This window comes from Rufibacter soli (assembly GCF_054781795.1).
The window spans coordinates 222,738-241,902 of the sequence record NZ_BAAGTS010000002.1 but is presented as its reverse complement, the minus strand read 5'-3'; the positions used below and the strand labels follow the sequence as shown (position 1 = coordinate 241,902).

Here is a 19,165-nt window from a genome sequence, read left to right as displayed (position 1 = left end):
TAATTGCGGTATTACCACATGACAACCATCAGCAATTAACCATCAACAATTAATACTTAGGCTGGGCCTTGCTTACCCATTTGCTGCCTTTGAGGCTGAAGCGCCAGGGCAATAGGGCATCTGCGCCGGCATAGGCCACCCCTACCCGGGGGCCGGCGACTATTTCTTTTTCCGGGATAACGGTGCCGCGGTCCTCAAACCAGATCTCGTTGCCTTGCAGGTGGGTGCCGTTGTGGCGGGTGGAAATGCCCAGGGCCTGCGTGACCAGGCCAGGGCCGGCGGTAAGGCGGGGCTCTATTTTGGAAAGCCCTCGGCGAAGCTGCATTTCCTCTAACCCCTCCGTCGGTTCAATCGCCCGAATGAGCACGGCATCGGCGGAGCCTTCGGTGTTGGTGACAATATTGAACAGGGAATAGATGCCGTAAATGAGGTACACGTAGGCCACGCCGCCATGGGCATACATAATCTGGGTGCGTTTGGTGCGGCGGCCTAAATGCGCGTGGCAGGCGGCATCATTTTCTCCGGAGTAGGCCTCAGTCTCTACCACCATGCCGCCGGTCAAAATACCGTCAAAGCTGGTGAAGAAGTATTTGCCAATCAATTCCTGCGCTATAGTGACCACGTCTGGGCGGGCGAAGAAAGCGTCGGGGAGTTTTTTGGGGAATTGCATGGCGCAAAAGAGCTATTGTTTTACGTAGACATCAGTGGCCCCGTCGGCGACCACATTGTTGAGCACCAGCGTTTTCTCGTCGCAGAACCAGAACTGATAGCCCACCGGCGTCAGGCTCTGGCCCACAATCTTGTACGGTTTCCGGTCGCCCTGGCGCTTGCCGTTCACATACTGCTCAAACTCGCCGTTCTCAAAGAAAATGAGGGTAGAGGATTCAGTGATCTGCTCGCCGGTTAAAAACTCATCATCACGGGCGCCCATGTAGTTGGTCTGCACGCCTTTCAACTCCCACTTCCCGGTTAACCGACTCGCGGCCATAGCCGAGTCTGTGGCGGTGAATTCGCAAAGCGCCACCTGTGCCTTCTCTCCGCTCCCTCCGTTATCTTCTTTTTTACCCGGGCCTGGTTGGCAAGCCACCATAACCGCCGCCAGGGCCAGTACTGAAAGCAGAAGTTTTTTCATAGATAGCAAGTAAGATTAGACGTAACGGCAAGAAAGCAAAAATTGCCGGGATGCCCTTTATGCAAGCGCACTGCCCAGCAATTTGTAGTGACCAGGTGCGAAGGTTAAAGACGCTTATCTTTTCTTGGCCAGGGCCTTCTCTATGTTAAAATAGACTTCGGTTAGGTTGAGCTTGTTGGGCGTCTGTAGGTTGACTAGGTCATATTTGTTTTCCAGCAGCTGCGGTCTACCTTTCTGCCTTAACCCTACTACCGTCAGGAACATGTACTCATCTCGGGGCGCGTTGAGCACCACCGCTGTCTGGGGCGAGCGCCCGTTGCCGCTGGCCTTGATGGCGGCCATTAGGCCCTCAAACTTGGTGAGGTATTTCTGGCTGTCTACCTTCTTGTTCATCTCGCCATAGGCCATGTGCATGAGGTAAAGTACGTCCAGGTTAAAGGGGTCTACGGCCAGAATCTTGTTGCCGGTAGTCACAATGTCCATGAACCGCTCATAGAGCAGCATCTCGTTCAGGTCATCAGACTTGTCGTTGGGCCTATAAGGGTTGTAGCCTGATTGGAAGGTCCAGCCGTAGTACAGGTGCTTGTATTCCTCTAAGGTGAGGCGAGTGTCATTGGCCTGGTAGCGTTTGAGCAGCGTAGGGTAATAGAGCTTTGATTTAGACGAGGTAACCGCCTTTTTAATGGCATCATAATTCACCTTAGAGATGGTCTGCGCCTGCGAAGAGGCCAGCAAGGTGAGGCAAAGGAGGCCGGTAAGCAAAATCTGTTTCATGGAGGAGGTAAATGGTAATGTAGCGGTAAGCGCAAATACAGTGCTAAAAACTAGTGCCCGTTATAAAAAGTTGCATGCCTTGGTCAGGCCCGCCCAACACTAACGCTGTTTTAAGCCTGTTTTTGCTAAAACAGGCTTAAAACAGAAATAATTAATTTTCCTGAGGCCAAGGTAGCGCCCTTTGCAAACTTACCTTACCTTTGCCCCCGATATTGGTGACCGCCCCGGCTTTCTGCCAGACGGTCTTAAAAGGGAATCAGGTGTAATACCTGAGCTGTACCCGCAACTGTTATCTTCAAACCCATTCTGCCCACCACATGCCACTGTCTGCTTTGCCAGATGGGAAGGCCGGGCCGGAGAAGAGAGCCAGGAGACCTGCCAACATCCTTTATACACACTTGGAGGCTTTCGGGAAAAAAAGCAGCAAGGATGGTGGCCCCTTTGGTGGGCTGGCGTTTTCGTTCATCTTCTCCCTTTCTGGTCTCCTCTGCTTTTGTTTCAGGCCGAGGTTATGGTACGTTATCTTATTTTATGCGCGTTGGCAAGCATTTGCGCCGGGGTTCTGGCTCCGCAAAGGGCATTTGCGCAGGCTACTCTGCCAGATACGGTACAACTGCAGGGGGTTACTATTTCTGCCAACCGGTATGCCAAATACGCCGCCGGCTCCCGCACCCAAACCGTAGATTCCCTTTTACTGCAACGCCAGCCGGGTATTACCTTGGCCCAGGTGCTGCAGCAGCGCAGCCCGCTCTACCTTAAAAGCTACGGCAACGGCATGACCGCCACCGTGGCATTCAGAGGTACCACCGCCAGCCACACTGCCGTGCTCTGGAACGGGTTCAATATTGCGCTCCCCACTTTAGGTCTCTCTGATTTTGCGCTGTTGCCTCCTTCGGCTCAGACAAACGTGCATCTGCAGCACGGCCCTAGTGGCGCCCTGTACGGAAGCGGCTCGGTAGGCGGGACTGTGGTTTTGGAAAACCCCGCCTCTTTCCGGCCGCTCCGGCAGGTGCAGGTGCAGCAGGAAGTTGGTAGTTTCGGGCACCGCCGCAGTGCGGTCCAGGGTGCTTTTTCCAATGGTCGCCTGGCGCTTTCCTCTTCCTTCACCCGCACCGCGGCAGACAATGATTTCCGGTTCAAAAACATTACCGCATTTGGCCAGCCCTATGAAACCCAGCAGAACGCTGCTTTCTCGCAAACCAGCCTGGCCCAGGACGTACACTATAAAATCAACCAATACCAGCGGGTTTCTGTGAGGGGATGGTATGTGAAGACAGAGCGCCAGATTCAGCCTTCCATGGGCAGCGCCAACACCCACGCCCGGCAGCATGATGAGAATTTGCGCCTCATGGGCGAATGGCAAGGCCAAATAGCCCGCGGTACCACTACCGCCCGGGTGGCCTACTTCAAAGACCGCCTGGATTACCAGGATGATGGCCTTCTCTCCCTGTCAAAAGTACATACCTACCAAAGCCAACTGGAACACGAACGGGCCCTGCTGCCCAACCTGCTTCTACAACTGGGCACCGAAGCCCAGGTATTCCAGGCCAATATGAAGGAGTACAATGGCGCCATTGAGGAGCAGCGATTCTCTGTCTACAGTTGGCTTCGGTATGACCCACTGCCCCGGCTTCAACTGAGCCTGAATGTGCGACAAGCCTGGGTGAAAGGTTTTAACCCGCCTCTTACCCCCACTTTAGGGGCCAATTACCATATCTGGCAAACCCCTGCGCATACCCTTACCGCCAAAGGCAATGTATCCCGCAGTTACCGGGTGCCTACGCTCAATGACCGCTTCTGGCGCCCGGGCGGCAACCCCAGCCTTCGGCCCGAGAGCGGTTGGGGCTATGAGGCCGGGGTGGCGCATAGCTACCACCAATCTCGCCTGACGGGCTCAACGGAAGCCACCCTGTACCGCCTGCGGGTAAAGGACTGGATTCAATGGCAACCCGCCCCCGCCGGCTATTCAGAACCGGTCAACCTGCAAAACGTGCAGGGGCACGGGGCCGAGCTGGAGACTCGCTGGCGCTATCAGGCAACCGAGAGGACAGCCTTGTCTGCCGGGGCGGCCTACGCCTACACCATCTCACAGCAGAAATTGCCGGACGCCCGGGCGCAGCTCACCTACCGCCAACTTTTTTATGTGCCCAAACACAAGGTAGCCGGCTGGGCCGAAGCCCGCTTCCAGACCTGGTGGCTCTCACTGGACGCCACCATCACAGACCGCCGGTTCTCAGACAATGACAATAACAACTGGCTGCCTGCCTACGCCCTGGCTAATGCCAGCCTGGGCAAGACCTTCGCCTGGCGAACGGCGGAGGCACAGCTCATGGCGCACGTGCAGAACATCACCAATACTACTTACCAGACCATGGCGTTCCGGGCCATGCCGCCCCGCACCTTCAGCCTTTCCCTGGCCCTAAAATGGACCGCTTACCCTTAATTCAATTTGTTGTCTTTTTCTATTTATCACCAACTATGAAAGTACCCATGCTTAAAAAGTATCTTCCCTTCCTCTTGATAGGAGGTCTTTTCCTGACTTCCTGTGACCACGAGGACGAAACTACCCAAGGCCCTAAAGGCGCCTATGAGAAAGGGGTCTTCATCCTGAACGAAGGCGGTTTTGGCACTCCTACCTCAGAGGTGAGCTACCTCTCCCGTGATGCCAAAACCTTTACCCCTGAGCTATTCAAGCAAGTAAACAGCCGCCCCCTAGGCGATGGCGGCCAATCTATTCTGTTTCTAGGAGACAAGGGCTATATAGCTGTGAACAACAGTGAGAAAATTGAGGTAGTGAATGCCAACACCTTTGCCTCAGTGGGCGTGATCAATGGCTTGAAAATCCCCAGGTACATGGCGGCCATTAACGCTACCAAAGCCTACGTCACCGAATATGTAGGCTATGGCTTCCAGGGGTACAACGGCACGGGCCGGGTGTCTGTCCTGAACCTGGCCACCAACACCGTCACCAAAACCATTAATGTAGGCCTGCTGCCCGAAGGGCTGCTCCTCTACAATGGTAAACTCTATGTGGCAAACAGCGAGGGCAATACGGTTTCAGTTATCAATACGGCCACCGATGAAGTGGAAAGCACCCTAACCGTAGGGCAAGCCCCTAAACACCTGGTTTTGGATGGCAACAATAAGATCTGGGTGTTAAGAGGCGGTTATTCGGGACCCGGGGCGTTGGTTAAAATTGACCCTGCCAACAATAACGCGCTTACCACCTTCAACTTTCCCGCAGGAACCAGCAGTGCCGGGCAATTGGTAATCAATAGCGCTAAAAACACGTTGTTCTACAGCTACAATGGCAAGGTGTACACCATGTCTACCACCGCCACCGCAGCGCCTACTTCTGCCCTCCTGAACCGTGACCCCTACGGCCTGGGCATTGACCCTGAAACCGGAACCCTCTACCTGGGAGTGGGCGGCTATACCTCTAATGGCTGGGCGGTGCGTTACTTACCTACCGGCGGAGCCGCCATTGACTCTTTCCAGGTACGTATTCTGCCCAACGGCTTTTATTTCAGGTAGACTGTTCTAAGCACGTTTTTAGTAAAACAGGCCCAAAACAGAAAAGCCTGCCCCATCAAGGGGCAGGCTTTTCTATGAAACAGTATTAAGGTTACTGTTGGTCTTTGTTGTTCTGTGTTTTGCCTGCGGCCCCAAACCCTTGCTCTTGGGTGCTGTCATTGCGGCTTCTCATTTTTTCCTGCTGCTGGTCATAGATTTTCTGGTTGGCAGGGTTGCGCTCGTTTTTCACGTCCTCGGTGTTATCTGAGGTGCCTTCGGCGTTGTGCTCTGTAGGGCTTTTATCTTTAAAGTCGCTTTCCTCTACGTTCACTTCTCCTTTATCTGTACCGGTGCTGCAGGCGCTGGCCCCTGCGACCAAGGCAACGCCCAACAGTAGGGTAAAGGCAAGGCGGTTACATCTTATTAATAGCTTTTTCATGGTGGTAGGTTCTGTTTAATCCGTTTGGGCAAGTGGACGGTAATTGCCTTTTAGCAGGTAGTACGCGCTTCTTCGGTTTTGAGTTAACCGCGTAGGCGTTGTTCATATTCTAACAAACCTGCTGTATTAGGTGCAGAAATAAGACCGCTGCTAACCCAAAGCTTTATGGTCACCGTACAAGAGGGTACTCTGCGCCAGTGGCCAGAGCAGAAGCACTATTTCAAACTATTTAAACATAAGGAGAAAGAGCCATGACCAAAGGAAGCGATAACAGCCCTAAACAAAATAGACCAAACCAAGATGATAGCTGGCAAGATGCCCAAAGCCAGAATGATAACGTTAACAACAGTAACCGGCACAATAACAACCCGCCGTATGAAGGTTCCCCGGAAACCAGATCAAACCCCAAGGCCAGCCAGAACCAGGGCGGCAACAACCAGAACCAAAACCAGAACACTGGGGCCGGGGTAAGCGGCAGACCTAACCACCCGGGCAACGACAGTTCTATTGACAGCAAAAACCCACCTAAGTTTCAGGATGGCCCGGTAGCCGGCGGCGCAGATAATACCCGCGGCGAGAACGTTCCCTCCAGAGAAGGCCATGGAGCCGGCGCCAAGAAAGGCAAGTTTGACCCCGAAGCCAAAAGTCCGCAGGGCTCTAACGCCAATTGGTCAGACACCCGCGGGGCAGATAGCTCTGACAAAGAATTCAAAAACAACCAGCCCAACGCCAGCACCCTGGAAGGGTATCGCGGAGATGCCAGCCTGGCAGATGACGTGAAAGACGCCAAAAGAGAAGAATAACCGAACTACAGTTGTAAGAAGACCACGGGTGTTTTAAGCCTGTTTTTCGCAAAAGACCCGGCAAACGCCCGGGTCTTTTGTTTTTTCCTAAAATTTAGATTTTAGGCAAGAAGCGGGCTTTCCCGTATCTTTGCCCATCCTCCAATTTACGTTAGCGCGTCAAGAATTATGCAAGAAGCCAAACCCAATGTGGTCACCCCTGAGGTAGTTGCCCAAAGCCACACCTTCTTCCAGTACCTGGACCTGGTTCGCCAAGCAGTGGCCCAGGAGAAAACCACCGGTCTGGAGCAATCTGCCTTTCTGGCCAAAGTCACCAAAGACAACCTGGCCATTATGGAGCGCACCTACCAATCGCCCTTGAACCCAGACCTGGTGGCCATGCTGCAAAACCTGCCCCAGCCCCAGCTTTGGCTGGTACTCACAGAAGGTTGGTGCGGTGACGCCGCTATCCATTTACCGGTATTGGCCGCCCTGTCTGAGCAAACTGACAAGGTAACCCTCAAAACGGTTCTGCGCACAGAGCAGCCCCAGGTCATGGATGCCTACCTTACCAACGGCGGCAAAAGCATTCCTAAGCTCATAGCCCTGCAGGCAGAGACCCTCCAGCCACTGGGTTCATGGGGGCCACGGCCGCAGGTGCTACAGAAGTTTGTGCTGGAGCTCAAGGAACAGAACCTGCCGTTAACAGACTTTATCAAGCAATCTTTGCAACGCTCTGAAGATGACAATGGCGTGGCCCTGCAGGCCGAACTCTTACAGATGGTGCCCCAGTGGACCGCCGCATCATTGGCTTAGAGATGGCGAAGACTGTTAAAAGGCACCCTTTCCAGCGGGACTGGCGCCGCGACCTGCTCCTGGCCGCCCTTATCAGTATGCTGCTGTCCATGGCCTTGCAATTATACACCTTCGGGTTCCCCGATGATTTTATCTTCAGGCTGTTCAACACGTTCCTGGGCATTTTTATTCTGATGGCCGGCGCCGCCTTTGTGATTATCCCTTCGGTGAACTGGGTGTTTATGCGCCTGTCTGGCAAGAAACCAAAAAGCGCACCTAAAGGGGCAAAAAGAAATGCGCCCAGGGTACGCGCCCGGGAGTCCTAAGGTCGGGGCAACCGCCAAGTGCACTTCTTTGGGGGTTTCTTCGTTATTTTAACACCCAGGCACCTATTCTCATAATCGCTATGCAACAGCAACTTCATATCAAAAACATGGTTTGCCCCCGCTGCATTTCCACCGTGGCAAAGGTATTGGCGGCCCAGGGCCTTACCGTACAAGAGGTAAAGCTGGGCGAGGCCACCGTGGCTTCTGCGCAGGAAGTTGATGTGCCCAGGCTCTCAGACGCGCTGCAGGCCCACGGTTTTGAACTGCTCCAGGAAAAAGACGAGCAGCTCACAGAACGCATCAAGACCACCCTGCTGGAATACCAGCACCAACTGGAGGAAGCCTACCAGCCCATCACCACCTCAGTGTATCTGTCTAAAAAACTGGCCATGTCTTACCAGCACTTGAGCAAGGTGTTCTCGCAGCACACGGGCACCACCCTGGAGAAATACCTCATCCGGCTTAAGATTGAGCGGGTGAAAGAACTTATCTCCTACGGGGAGTTAACCCTCAGTGAGATTGCCCACCGCCTGCAGTACAGCAGCGTGCAGCACCTCTCCAACCAGTTCAGGAAAGTGACCGGAGTTTCGGTGACCGACTATAAAAAAGACCCTTCCATCAATCGCTTTCCTTTAGACAACCTGGCGTAGCCTAAACTTTTATACAACTGGGCTGCTAATTATATAACAACGGCCTGGCCGCTTACGGCGTAAACCAAGGTACCTGCTACAGAATACTCTTCTGGGCAGCAAAGGTACTCTGGAGTGTGGATGTGCCTTTTTCATGTTCCATTTAAAACCTGACCAAATGCACAATTCACAAAACCGCCCCGCCATTGACGCCCTTATGGCGTGTATCTTAGAATGTGAGCACTGCGCCACCGCCTGCCTGCAGGAAGAGGACGTAAAGATGATGGCCCGCTGTATTATGCTGGACCGCGACTGCGCCGATATCTGCAAACTGACCATGACCTTGCTGGCCCGCGGCTCAGAACACGGCAAGCACCTGCTGCGCGAGTGCGTGGAGGTATGCGAGGCCTGCGCCGCTGAGTGCGGTAAGCATCACCATGAGCATTGCCAGCGCTGTGCTGAGGCCTGCAGACGTTGCGCTGAGGCCTGCCGCTCTCTGGCAGCGTAAGATCCTTCCCCCACAAAAAAAGAAACAGCCGGTAATTCCGGCTGTTTCTTTTTTGGCTATTCCTATTGTTCCACCGGCCTACCCTTAAATCTTGTTAACTGCTGCCAGAATAATATAACACATCACGTGCCAGGGAATCTTTTCTTTGCCCAAAGACCAATTCTTGCGTACAACCCAACTCTCTAATTAGCTATGGCAGAAACCCACTCACATTCCCACGCGCACGGTGCCCACGGGCATAGCCACGGCTTGCCTTCTTCGGGTAGGCTGAACACCGCTTTTTTGGTGGGCATAGGGCTGAACGTGCTGTTTGTAGTGGTAGAGGCCGGGGCTGGCTGGTGGTATAATTCCCTGGCGCTGCTCACAGATGCGGGGCACAATTTCACAGATGTGATCAGTCTGCTGCTGGCCTTCTTCGCGCTTAAGATCTCGCAGCGCAAACCTTCCGGCCGCTTTACCTACGGCTTCGGGAAAAGCACCACCCTGGTTTCTTTGCTGAACGCGGTGCTATTGCTGTTGGCCGTGGGCGCCATTGGCTGGGAAGCCATTGAACGTCTGGGCGCGCCGCCGGCCCTTAACGGAACCGCAATCTCCATTGTCTCCGGGGTAGGTATTTTCATCAACGCCGCCACCGCCCTGCTTTTCTTCAGAGACAAGGAACATGATATTAACGTGAAGGGTGCCTACCTGCACATGGCCGCCGACGCCCTGGTGAGTCTGGGTGTGGTAGTGGCTGGCCTGGTGATTTACTATACCCAATGGTTCTGGATAGACGCGGTGATCAGTCTTTTGATCATGGCCATTATTGTCTGGAGCACCTGGGGCTTGTTGCTGGAGTCCTTGCACCTTTCCCTGGATGCCGTTCCGCAGGGCGTGGATCTGGAGGCCATCAGGAGCTATCTCAAAAGCGTGCCCAGCGTGGCCGAAATCCATGACCTGCACGTTTGGGCCATGAGCAGCACCGAGAATGCCCTTACCGCCCACCTGGTGGTAGACGAGCAGTACCAGGAAAACCAGTTAGCTCAGATGCGCACCCAACTAAGGGAGCAATTCCAATTAAACCACGTGACTCTGCAAACAGAACGCGGCCCAGACGGCCATTCCTGCCTGGAAGACGGGAAATACCATTAATCCCGTTTTGAGCCCGTTTTTAGGAAAACACCCCTAAAACGTTCAATCCCCTTCTTGCCAACCCGCGTATAGAAACAAGGACCAACCCTTCATGTCTTATGCGTACTGAGTATAAACCCGCCATTGATGCGTTGCTGGCCTGTATTGCTGCCTGCGACCACTGTGCCACCGCCTGTCTGCAGGAAGAAGATGTCAAAAAGATGGCCCGCTGCATTCACCTGAGCCTGGACTGCGCCGACTATTGCAGCCTTACTGCTTCCTTTCTTTCCAAGGGCTCAGAGCATGCCCGCCTGGTGGTGCGCCAATGCGTAGAGATCTGTGAGGCCTGCGCCGTTGAGTGTGAACGCCACGCCCATGACCATTGCCAGGCCTGCGCCGAAGTCTGCCGCCAATGCGTGGAGGTATGCCAGGACCTTATCCCTAAAACCGATAGCCTCAGCGCCATTCTGGCGGCCGCCTCAGAAGTGGAATAACCGTTTTAAGCCCGTTTTTCCCAAAACAGGCCCAAACTAGAAGAAGCTCTCTCACGTGTCTTTAAGGCAAGGAGGGAGCTTCTTCTTTTATAAGGTGGGGCAATCTATCACTTAGGGTTGTCTCTACTGCCCTTTCAGTCCATTTCTACCACCTTGCTTAAATTATATAACCTTGCCATAGAAAGCTGTAACGCCCCCGCCTCTTGCGGGCCGTATCTTTGTAATAGAAATTGAAACTCATCCATACTGAAAATGGAAACGATACAGAAAGATAAAAAAGCCATCAAAGATACCTTCCCGGTAGAGGGCATGACCTGTGCGGCCTGCGCCGGAAGCGTGGAGTCTATGCTCCAGGCCCAGCCCGGTGTGCAGAGCGCAGCCGTCAACTTCGCTGGCAAAACGGTGCTGGTAGAGTACGCCCCGGGCACAGACCTCAACAAACTGCAGCAGGCGTTACAAAGCGTGGGCTATGACATGCTCATTCAGAAAGAGGAAGCCACCCCAGAGGCCAAAGAGGCCCGCGAGCAGGAAGCCTACGCCGCCATCAAGCATAAAACCATCTGGGCAGTGGCCTTGTCTATTCCGGTGGCCATCATTGGCATGTTCTTCCACAAAATGCCCTACGGCAACTGGATCATGCTGGCGCTTACCATTCCGGTGGTGTTCTGGTTTGGGCGTAACTTCTTTGTGAACGCCGTTAAGCAGGCCCGCCACGGCAAAGCCAACATGGACACGCTGGTGGCTCTGAGTACCGGCATTGCTTTTCTCTTTAGTGTTTTCAATACTGTCTATCCTGGGTTCTTCCTATCACGGGGGCTGGAGCCGCACGTCTATTTTGAGGCCGCCACGGTCATCATTGCCTTTATCTTGTTAGGCAAGTTGCTGGAGGAAAGGGCCAAGTCCAGAACCTCGGGGGCCATTAAAAAACTGATGGGCCTGCAACCAAAGTCGGTGAAGGCGTTGCGCAACGGCCAGGAAATGGAACTACCCATTGAACAGGTGCTGGTAGGCGATGTCCTGCTCATAAGGCCCGGCGAAAAAATTCCCGTAGACGGTCGCGTCCTGAGCGGATCTTCTTATCTGGATGAAAGCATGATCAGCGGCGAGCCGATTCCGGTGCAAAAATCAGCCAACGACCAAGTCTTTACCGGCACCATCAACCAGAAAGGCAGCCTCCAGATCTCCGCGGAGAAAGTAGGTTCTGAGACGCTTCTGGCCCAGATCATTAAACTGGTGCAGGAGGCGCAGGGCTCCAAGGCGCCTGTGCAGAAACTCACCGACAAAATTGCCGGCATCTTTGTGCCTATAGTGATTGTGATTGCCTTGCTGAGCTTTGCGGGCTGGTATTTCCTGGACGGCGACAACAACGTGACCCATGGCTTACTGGCACTTATTACGGTGCTCATCATTGCCTGTCCCTGCGCCTTAGGTCTGGCTACACCCACAGCCATTATGGTGGGTGTGGGCCGCGGCGCCGAGCAAGGGATTCTGATCAAAGACGCCGAAAGCCTGGAACTGGCCCACAAACTTACGGCCGTGGTGCTGGACAAAACCGGCACCATCACCAAAGGCAAACCCGAAGTCACTGAGCTGCAATGGACCGTTCCCCAGACCGCCCAGGGGGAGTTAGCTACTGTGTTGCTGGCCCTGGAAAACCAGAGTGAGCACCCACTGGCCGAGGCCGTATCTAAGTACCTAAAAGAGCAAGGCGTGCAACCAGCGGCACTGGAACATTTTGAGAGCATCACGGGACGCGGTGTGCAGGCGCAGTACCTGGGCCACACGTTCTGGCTGGGCAACGAAAAACTCATGCAGGAGAACAACCTCCAGTTTGGGGCAGATTTGGAAAAAACGGCTCAGAAACTCAAAGCTCAGGCCCAAACGGTGGTTTTTGCCGGAACGCAGGGCCAGGTGGTAGCGCTCATCGCTATCGCGGATGCCATTAAAGATACCTCGGCGCAAGCCATCAAAGACCTCCAGAATCTGGGCCTGCAGGTGTACATGCTCACCGGCGACAATGCCCAAACCGCTGCCGCGGTGGCCCAACAAGTAGGCCTGCAACACTACAAAGCCGAAGTGATGCCCCAGGACAAAGGCGACTTTGTGCAGGAGCTGCAGCGCCAGGGTCACGTGGTGGGCATGGTAGGCGACGGCATCAATGACTCGCAGGCGCTGGCGTTGGCTGACGTAGGGATTGCCATGGGCCGCGGTACTGATATTGCCATGGACGTGGCCAAGATCACGCTCATGCACTCAGACCTACGGGCTATTCCGAAGGCCATCAAATTGAGTAAAGCCACTGTGCGCACCATTCACCAGAACCTGTTCTGGGCGTTCATTTACAACGTTATTGGCATTCCGGTGGCCGCTGGGTTGCTCTACCCCATCTGGGGCTTCCTGCTGGACCCTATGATTGCCGGTGCCGCCATGGCCCTTAGCTCGGTGTCTGTGGTCACCAACAGTTTGCGCCTGCGCACGTTGAAGCTTTAATTATTTAATTGTCCTATTGTTGATTGTTCAATTGCTTTTTTACAATCCTTTTTAATTCTTAATTTCTAATTGATATGAGTACTCAGAAATTCAAAACCAATATCAAGTGTGGCGGCTGTATTAGTGCCGTGACGCCTGCCCTGGACAAAACGCCCGGCATCTATAAATGGGAAGTTGATACCAATAGCCCAGACAAAGTGCTCACCATTGAAGGAGATGCTTCTTCTGACACCGTGATCAAAGCGGTAGAAGCAGCCGGTTACACCGCCACTGAGCTTAAAGACTAACTGCTTCTTTCCTGAAAACAAAAAGGCCACCTTTATAATAGGTGGCCTTTTTGTTTTTCCAGTGCTTCAGGTTTCTGCGTGCTTCCAATTTTATCCATAAGTTTACGGGCGCAGCAATTGCCGCCAACCCTTAGTCTCTGGCATGACCCGTTTTTTTCTGATTCTTCTTTTCTTGATTCTTGGGATCGTTGGCACTGGCCAGGCCCAAACCACCGATTCGGTATCCGTTTCTACCCAACAACCTAGTCACCGGTATCTGTTGCTCACCAAAGTGGGGTCGGCGGCCCGGTTCAGAATTTACACGGGAGAGAACATCACCTTTCAACTGGTAGGCGAAAAACAGATGCGGTCTGGCGTGGTGCAGGGCTTCCGGGGTAATTCGTTTTTTGTGCAGGGCATAGAGGTGCCTTTGAAAACGGTAGAGAAAGTCAGGCTCAGAAACCACACCGGCGGGCGCAAAGTAGCCAGCTTTGGGGGCAGTTTTCTCAAAACGGCAGGCGCAGTCTTCACCCTGGTGGGCGCCATTAATTTCTTTGCCAATGCTGATGACCGCAAAGACGGCTTACAGACCATGGGCGCGGCTATTACTTTATACGGTGCGGGTATTGGCTTGCACGCGCTAAGAAAAGGCACCTACACCCTTAATGGCAAGTGGCAACTCAAGATCATGGAGATGTACTAGCACCATTGCCTGGCCTATACCGGTACAAACCATTAGTCCACCCGTTGCCTTTTCTCAGAGGCCCAGGGCGTAAGTTTCCAGACCTCCATGAGGGTAACAGCGGCTACGGCCAGTCCGGCAGCTTTCTGCCATTCTTCCCACCCAAAATCTGCCGGAATAGAGAAGATCTCACGCACGCCCGGCAACACTGTTAAACCATACAACCCGAAGCAAAGCAGCACTGCCCCCAACACGTATTTATTCTCAAAGAACCCGGCGCCAATGGCAGTCTGGGTATTGGAGCGGGCGGCAAACGTCTGCAGCGTACGGGCCAGAATCAAGGTAGTGAAGGCCATGGCAATACTCATCTCAGGGGACTGCTGTAAGCCCAGCCACTGGGAGACAATCACGGCCGCGCCAATCAAGACACCCCTGGCAATCACAGACTTCATCATACCGCCGGCAAAGATTCCTTCATTGATATCACGGGGTTTGCGGCGCATAACGTTAGGCTCCGCTTTCTCCATGCCCAGGGCAATGGCCGGCAGAGAGTCATTGAGCAGGTTGATGAACAGCAACTGAATGGGGTTGAAGGGGTTCACCCAGTCCAGGGCCAGCGCGAAGAGAATGGCAATAATAGCGCCCAGGTTCCCGGCGAACAGGTAGGCAATGGCTTTCTTGATGTTGTCAAACACAGTTCGGCCCACCGCCACGGCGCTTACAATAGACACAAAGTTATCGTCGGTCAAAATCATGGCCGAGGCGTCTTTGGCTACATCGGTACCACTACCCATGGCCACGCCAATATCGGCCTGCTTCAGGGCGGGGGCATCGTTCACGCCGTCGCCGGTCATGGCCGTCACTTTGCCTTTGCGTTGCCAGGCGCGCACAATGCGTATCTTGTTTTCCGGTGAAACCCGGGCGTACACCGAAATATGTTCCAGCTTCTGGTCCAGTTCTTCCTCAGACAGATCATCCAGTTCCTGACCGGTAAGGGCAATGTCCTGCTCCTCCATGAGGCCAATCTGGCGGGCAATGGCCTGGGCGGTGGTTTTATGGTCGCCGGTGATCATTACTGCCTTTATCCCCGCTTTCCTGGATTCCTCAATAGAGGCGAAAACGGCTTCGCGGGGTGGGTCTATCATGGCTTTGAGGCCCACCAGCACCAGGTCTTTCTCATCTTCAAAAGAGATAGCCCCGGCCGTAGCAAGAGGTTTGTAGCCGAAAGCCAGTACGCGCAGCGCCCGGTCAGAAAATTCTTCAATCTGGTTTCTGATCCCTTCCATCAGGACGGGATTGGCGGGCTGTTCCTGGCCGTCTACCAGCACGTGGCTGCACCGGGCCAATACTACGTCTGGCCCACCTTTGGTGAGGAGCATGCGTTGCCCGTCAATGGTATGGACCGTAGACATAAGCTTGCGGTCTGAGTCAAAAGGAAGCTCGGCCTCACGGGGGAATTCTCTTCTTAATTTGGCGTAGGGTTGCTTTTTCTCGTTGCTGTAGGCAATAAGCGCTACCTCTGTGGGGTCACCTAATTCGGCACCGTCCTGGTTAATATGAGCGTCATTACATAGCACGGCTACCTGCATGAGCCACCGTTCTGCCCCCGACCATTGCGCAGGGTCCTCTACAAAATTTTCCGCGGCGTGGCCTGGCACGTAAGAATCTACCACGGTCATTTTGTTCTGGGTGAGCGTGCCGGTTTTATCAGTGCAGATAACGCTGGTAGAACCCAGGGTCTCCACGGCAGGCAGCTTACGAATAATGGCGTGCCGGCGGGCCATTTGGTGGGTGCCCACGGCCAGCACAATGGTGACAATAGAAGACAGCGCCTCTGGAATGGCAGCCACGGCCACGGCAACGGCAAACATAAAGGCCTTAAGCAGCGCCCCGGTCATGTCCTGAGACTCTACCCCGGTCCAGACCCTGAAGGCTTCTACCCCAAAAATAAGAATACACAGCGCCAGAATGGCCCAGCCCAGCTTTTTGCTGAAGGTAGCCAACTTGCGTTGCAACGGGGTTTGCTTAGCCTCCGCTGAAGCCAGCAAACCAGCAATTTTGCCTATCTCGGTTTTTTCAGCGGTAGCGGTTACAACAAAACTGCCCCGGCCATAGACTACCAGCGCCCCGCTGTAGACCATGTTCTTGCGGTCACCCAGGGCGGCTTCCCCCGGAATAGGCTCAGTATGTTTTTCCACGGGTTCAGACTCGCCGGTAAGCATGCCTTCATTTACCCGCAAAGAACTGCTTTCCAGCACGCGTCCGTCGGCGGCCACGTAGTCCCCGGCCTCCAGGGCAACTACGTCCCCGGGCACCAGTTCCCGGGCGGCCAGGGTCTGTTTCACTCCATCGCGCAGCACCTTGGCAGAGGGCGCTGACATTTGCCGGAGCGCGTCTAAGGCGCCTTCGGCTTTCTTGGTTTGCACCACGCCTACCACGGCATTAAGTACCAGCACGGCAAAGATGATGACGGCCTCTATCACCTCGCCCAGGGCCAACTGCACTACGGCGGCCAGGAGCAGCACAATCACCATGGGGTCTTTGAACGTTTCCAGAATCAGTTTCCAGATGGGGTCACGATCAGCTTCTTTCAGTTCATTGTACCCTGCTGTCTGCAGACGCTGTTGCGCCTCTGCAGTCGTAAGCCCTTGGGGAGTAGCGTTTACCTCCTGCAAGACTTCTTCTATGGGGTGCTGGTAAGATTCCATGGGTTTATGTTGGTTATCTTTGTTCTTTCGTTGAGTGAACTTATTGGGGGAGTGGCCTTCACCTTTTGGGCTCTGCTTTTCCCTGGCCTCCTTCCCTTTTATAAGACAGGCTTTTCCTTTTACTTGTTTAAAACCAGCAGGTTGGTAACAGGGCACCTTTACATGATTATCCCTTTGCGTTTCTAAGCCGTTTTCAGGAAAAAGGCCCTAAAACAGAGATCAGGCCTGCAGCATGGCTTCCATTCCCTGGCCCGCGCGTGAGGCCACAAACTCTATGATCCGGAGGTCTACCAGATCCTGGTACACAAATGGATCGTCCTGCATGAGTTCTTCTACTTCGGCTTGGCTGGCGGCTTTGCAAAAGATAAGCCCGCCGGTGCGGGGCACCTTTCTACCGGAGGCCAGAAAATGGCCACTGGTGTAGCCTTTCTCCACAAATGCCAAATGCTCGGCCATGAATGGTTCTACTTCCTCAAAAGGCCCTTTATAGGTTAGTTCTATCAAAAACATAAAAAACTGGTTATGCGCGTGCCAGACAAAAGACTTCTTCCGTTTTACGCCCGTTTTCTGAAAAACGGGCGTAAAACGGTTTTCCTCATAAGCCTGGCACTTGGCTTCCCTGAATTATGTACAAGTCTTACCGAATGGCATTAAACCCCAGCGGGTGACATCCGTTTTCTTTGTAACAGTGAATTTCTCTGTTATACAGAATTGACTATACTCTAATGAAAAGACTTTTTATCGTATTTATTGCCTTCACCTTTGGTTTATTGACCGCGGAGGCCCAGCACGAGCACCATACGCCACCGCCTACAAAAGAAACCAAACAGCAAACCACTCCTGCCCCAGCGGCTAAAAAGAAGGTAACCCCGGTACCCAAAACAACAGCCAAACCGTCTAAGGGTCAGCCTAAAAAAGACAAACCTGCGCCCCCGCCTGCACAGAAAAAGCCAGCGGCCACGTCCATCCCGGGAAAGAAAATGCCCACTAAAAAACCGACTCCGGCCCGCGTTGTAACCCAAGACCATACGCAGCACCAAATGCCAACTGATTCTGCGCGCATGCACCAGGGCCACCAAGCACCCGGTGACAGCCTTAACCGAACCAAAACGGACGCACATGCAGGGCACGAAATGATGCCCCAAGACACTGTTAAAAAGCACCAGCACCACCCGAGCATGATGATGGACCAAGGGTCCAAAATGCAGGACAGCACCCAGCACGCGGGCATGGACCACGGCACCGGCGGCATGAGCCATACCTTCTCGCGTAACCTGCCCATGAATAGAAACGGCTCCGGCACCAGCTGGCACCCAGACGCCACGCCCATGTACGGCTACATGAAACACGCTGGTCCCTGGATGCTTATGTTCCATGGCCAGCTATGGCTCCGCTACAACAAACAGGACCTATTAAACAAAGGGTCTCGCGGCGACAGCCAGTTGGATGCGCCTAACTGGTTTATGGGCATGGCCCAGCGCAACGTGGGCAACCGCGGCTTGTTACGCTTCAGCGTGATGATGAGTCTGGACGCCCTTTCTATGGGGGAGCGCGGGTATCCCCTCCTGTTCCAGAGCGGCGAAACCTACGACGGCGGCAAGCGCCTGGTGGACCGCCAGCATCCGCATGACCTGTTCTCTGAGGTGAGTGTGGGCTACACGCACATGGTCAACGAAGATGTAGACGTGTACGGGTTCCTGGGAATGCCCGGGGAGCCGGTGGTAGGTCCGCCTGTGTTCATGCACCGTATTTCGGCGTTCAATAATCCAGAGTCGCCGCTGGGCCACCACTGGCAGGACGCCACGCACATTACTTTTGGGATGGCCACGCTGGGGTTGAGGTATAAGCAGTTCAAGGTAGAAGGCTCCCGGTTTACAGGGCGTGAGCCAGATGAGAACCGCTATGACTTTGACAAGCCCCGCTTTGACTCCTGGGCTACCCGCCTGTCTTTTAACCCTTCAGAAAATTGGGCCCTGCAGGTGTCCAGGGGATGGCTCAAAAGCCCGGAGGCGGTAGAGCCCGGGGAAGACGTGACCAGAACCACTGCTTCGGCTTTGTATAGCCGCCCCTTAAGCGGTGGCGGGGACCGTTTCTTCACTTCGGCCTTTATCTGGGGCTATAACGGCGGTAGCCACCATCAGGAGCACTCGGCCATTGCCGAAGGTAACCTGCAGCTGGATAAAACTGCCGTCTATGGCCGCTATGAGTACGTGCAAAAGACACCCGGTGAGCTAGACTTATCTGACCAGTTTGACCACCACGACGTCTTTGATGTGCACGCCCTTACGGTAGGCACCAACCAACGCGTGGCCCATTTTGCCAATACGTATTTAACCCTTGGCGTGCAGGCTACCGTTTTCGCGCCAGATGAGAAACTGAAACCCCTGTATGGCAAAACGCCGGTCTCCGGGGAAATTTACCTGCGCCTGAACCCCGGCCTGATGATGGGTGGAGACGGCTCTAAATCTACTTCCGGCAGTATGCAGCATCAGCATTAAAGGAATGCCGTTATTGGTT

Annotated in this window: 19 protein-coding genes and 1 riboswitch; of the genes, 13 read left to right on the top strand and 6 right to left on the bottom strand. The window is 54.1% G+C overall.

Annotation, left to right across the window (positions count from 1 at the left end; all coding sequences use genetic code 11):
• Positions 1–49: 49 nt before the first annotated feature.
• From ACYVJQ_RS02930 to ACYVJQ_RS02920, 3 genes are all read right to left on the bottom strand, one after another.
• Positions 50–670: a DNA-3-methyladenine glycosylase gene (locus ACYVJQ_RS02930; RefSeq protein ID WP_460891579.1), complete on the bottom strand. Its 621-nt coding sequence runs from the start codon at positions 668–670 to the stop codon at positions 50–52.
• A gap of 12 nt (positions 671–682) precedes the next feature.
• Positions 683–1,132 (bottom strand): hypothetical protein, encoded by a 450-nt coding sequence (locus tag ACYVJQ_RS02925; RefSeq protein WP_460891578.1) that lies wholly within the window; start codon positions 1,130–1,132, stop codon positions 683–685.
• Positions 1,133–1,246: 114 nt separating this feature from the next.
• Entirely contained in the window at positions 1,247–1,906 is a 660-nt protein-coding gene (locus ACYVJQ_RS02920) for a DUF4919 domain-containing protein (protein WP_460891577.1), read from the bottom strand.
• Positions 1,907–2,102: 196 nt separating this feature from the next.
• Positions 2,103–2,303: riboswitch (cobalamin riboswitch) on the top strand.
• A 114-nt stretch (positions 2,304–2,417) separates the two neighbouring features.
• On the opposite strand from ACYVJQ_RS02920, the gene ACYVJQ_RS02915 reads away from it, so the two are divergent.
• Together ACYVJQ_RS02915 and ACYVJQ_RS02910 are read left to right on the top strand one after the other, a co-directional pair.
• Positions 2,418–4,349, top strand: coding sequence for a TonB-dependent receptor (locus tag ACYVJQ_RS02915; protein ID WP_460891576.1), 1,932 nt, complete (start codon positions 2,418–2,420; stop codon positions 4,347–4,349).
• Positions 4,350–4,396: 47 nt separating this feature from the next.
• On the top strand, positions 4,397–5,440 hold the full coding sequence (locus ACYVJQ_RS02910; RefSeq protein ID WP_460891575.1) for a YncE family protein: 1,044 nt from the start codon (positions 4,397–4,399) through the stop codon (positions 5,438–5,440).
• A 91-nt stretch (positions 5,441–5,531) separates the two neighbouring features.
• Here ACYVJQ_RS02910 and ACYVJQ_RS02905 read toward each other — a convergent pair whose 3' ends face one another.
• Positions 5,532–5,858: a hypothetical protein gene (locus ACYVJQ_RS02905; protein ID WP_460891574.1), complete on the bottom strand. Its 327-nt coding sequence runs from the start codon at positions 5,856–5,858 to the stop codon at positions 5,532–5,534.
• Positions 5,859–6,109: 251 nt separating this feature from the next.
• Between ACYVJQ_RS02905 and ACYVJQ_RS02900 the strand changes: the two genes are divergently transcribed.
• From ACYVJQ_RS02900 to ACYVJQ_RS02855, 10 genes are all read left to right on the top strand, one after another.
• Complete coding sequence (locus ACYVJQ_RS02900; protein WP_460891573.1) at positions 6,110–6,661, top strand: hypothetical protein; 552 nt, start codon at positions 6,110–6,112, stop codon at positions 6,659–6,661.
• 168 nt (positions 6,662–6,829) lie between these two features.
• Positions 6,830–7,456 carry a thioredoxin family protein gene (locus tag ACYVJQ_RS02895; protein WP_460891572.1) on the top strand — a complete coding sequence of 209 codons (627 nt, stop codon included), beginning with the start codon at positions 6,830–6,832 and terminating at the stop codon, positions 7,454–7,456.
• A 2-nt stretch (positions 7,457–7,458) separates the two neighbouring features.
• Positions 7,459–7,761 (top strand): hypothetical protein, encoded by a 303-nt coding sequence (locus ACYVJQ_RS02890; protein WP_460891571.1) that lies wholly within the window; start codon positions 7,459–7,461, stop codon positions 7,759–7,761.
• Positions 7,762–7,841: 80 nt separating this feature from the next.
• On the top strand, positions 7,842–8,411 hold the full coding sequence (locus ACYVJQ_RS02885; protein WP_460891570.1) for a helix-turn-helix domain-containing protein: 570 nt from the start codon (positions 7,842–7,844) through the stop codon (positions 8,409–8,411).
• A 157-nt stretch (positions 8,412–8,568) separates the two neighbouring features.
• Entirely contained in the window at positions 8,569–8,898 is a 330-nt protein-coding gene (locus ACYVJQ_RS02880) for a four-helix bundle copper-binding protein (RefSeq protein ID WP_460891569.1), read from the top strand.
• 192 nt (positions 8,899–9,090) lie between these two features.
• Entirely contained in the window at positions 9,091–10,029 is a 939-nt protein-coding gene (locus ACYVJQ_RS02875; protein ID WP_460891568.1) for a cation diffusion facilitator family transporter, read from the top strand.
• Positions 10,030–10,127: 98 nt separating this feature from the next.
• Positions 10,128–10,502, top strand: coding sequence for a four-helix bundle copper-binding protein (locus ACYVJQ_RS02870; protein WP_460891567.1), 375 nt, complete (start codon positions 10,128–10,130; stop codon positions 10,500–10,502).
• 252 nt (positions 10,503–10,754) lie between these two features.
• The gene (locus ACYVJQ_RS02865; RefSeq protein WP_460891566.1) at positions 10,755–12,992 is read left to right on the top strand and encodes a heavy metal translocating P-type ATPase; all 2,238 of its coding nucleotides are present in this window, start codon (positions 10,755–10,757) and stop codon (positions 12,990–12,992) included.
• A gap of 74 nt (positions 12,993–13,066) precedes the next feature.
• Complete coding sequence (locus ACYVJQ_RS02860; protein ID WP_460891565.1) at positions 13,067–13,279, top strand: heavy-metal-associated domain-containing protein; 213 nt, start codon at positions 13,067–13,069, stop codon at positions 13,277–13,279.
• 142 nt (positions 13,280–13,421) lie between these two features.
• Positions 13,422–13,961 (top strand): hypothetical protein, encoded by a 540-nt coding sequence (locus ACYVJQ_RS02855; protein WP_460891564.1) that lies wholly within the window; start codon positions 13,422–13,424, stop codon positions 13,959–13,961.
• 32 nt (positions 13,962–13,993) lie between these two features.
• Here ACYVJQ_RS02855 and ACYVJQ_RS02850 read toward each other — a convergent pair whose 3' ends face one another.
• A complete protein-coding gene (locus tag ACYVJQ_RS02850) occupies positions 13,994–16,648 on the bottom strand; it encodes a cation-translocating P-type ATPase (RefSeq protein ID WP_460891563.1) in 2,655 nt (884 codons plus the stop codon).
• Positions 16,649–16,867: 219 nt separating this feature from the next.
• The gene (locus ACYVJQ_RS02845) at positions 16,868–17,158 is read right to left on the bottom strand and encodes a YciI family protein (protein ID WP_460891562.1); all 291 of its coding nucleotides are present in this window, start codon (positions 17,156–17,158) and stop codon (positions 16,868–16,870) included.
• A 215-nt stretch (positions 17,159–17,373) separates the two neighbouring features.
• On the opposite strand from ACYVJQ_RS02845, the gene ACYVJQ_RS02840 reads away from it, so the two are divergent.
• Positions 17,374–19,146, top strand: coding sequence for a hypothetical protein (locus tag ACYVJQ_RS02840; RefSeq protein ID WP_460891561.1), 1,773 nt, complete (start codon positions 17,374–17,376; stop codon positions 19,144–19,146).
• Positions 19,147–19,165: the final 19 nt, after the last annotated feature.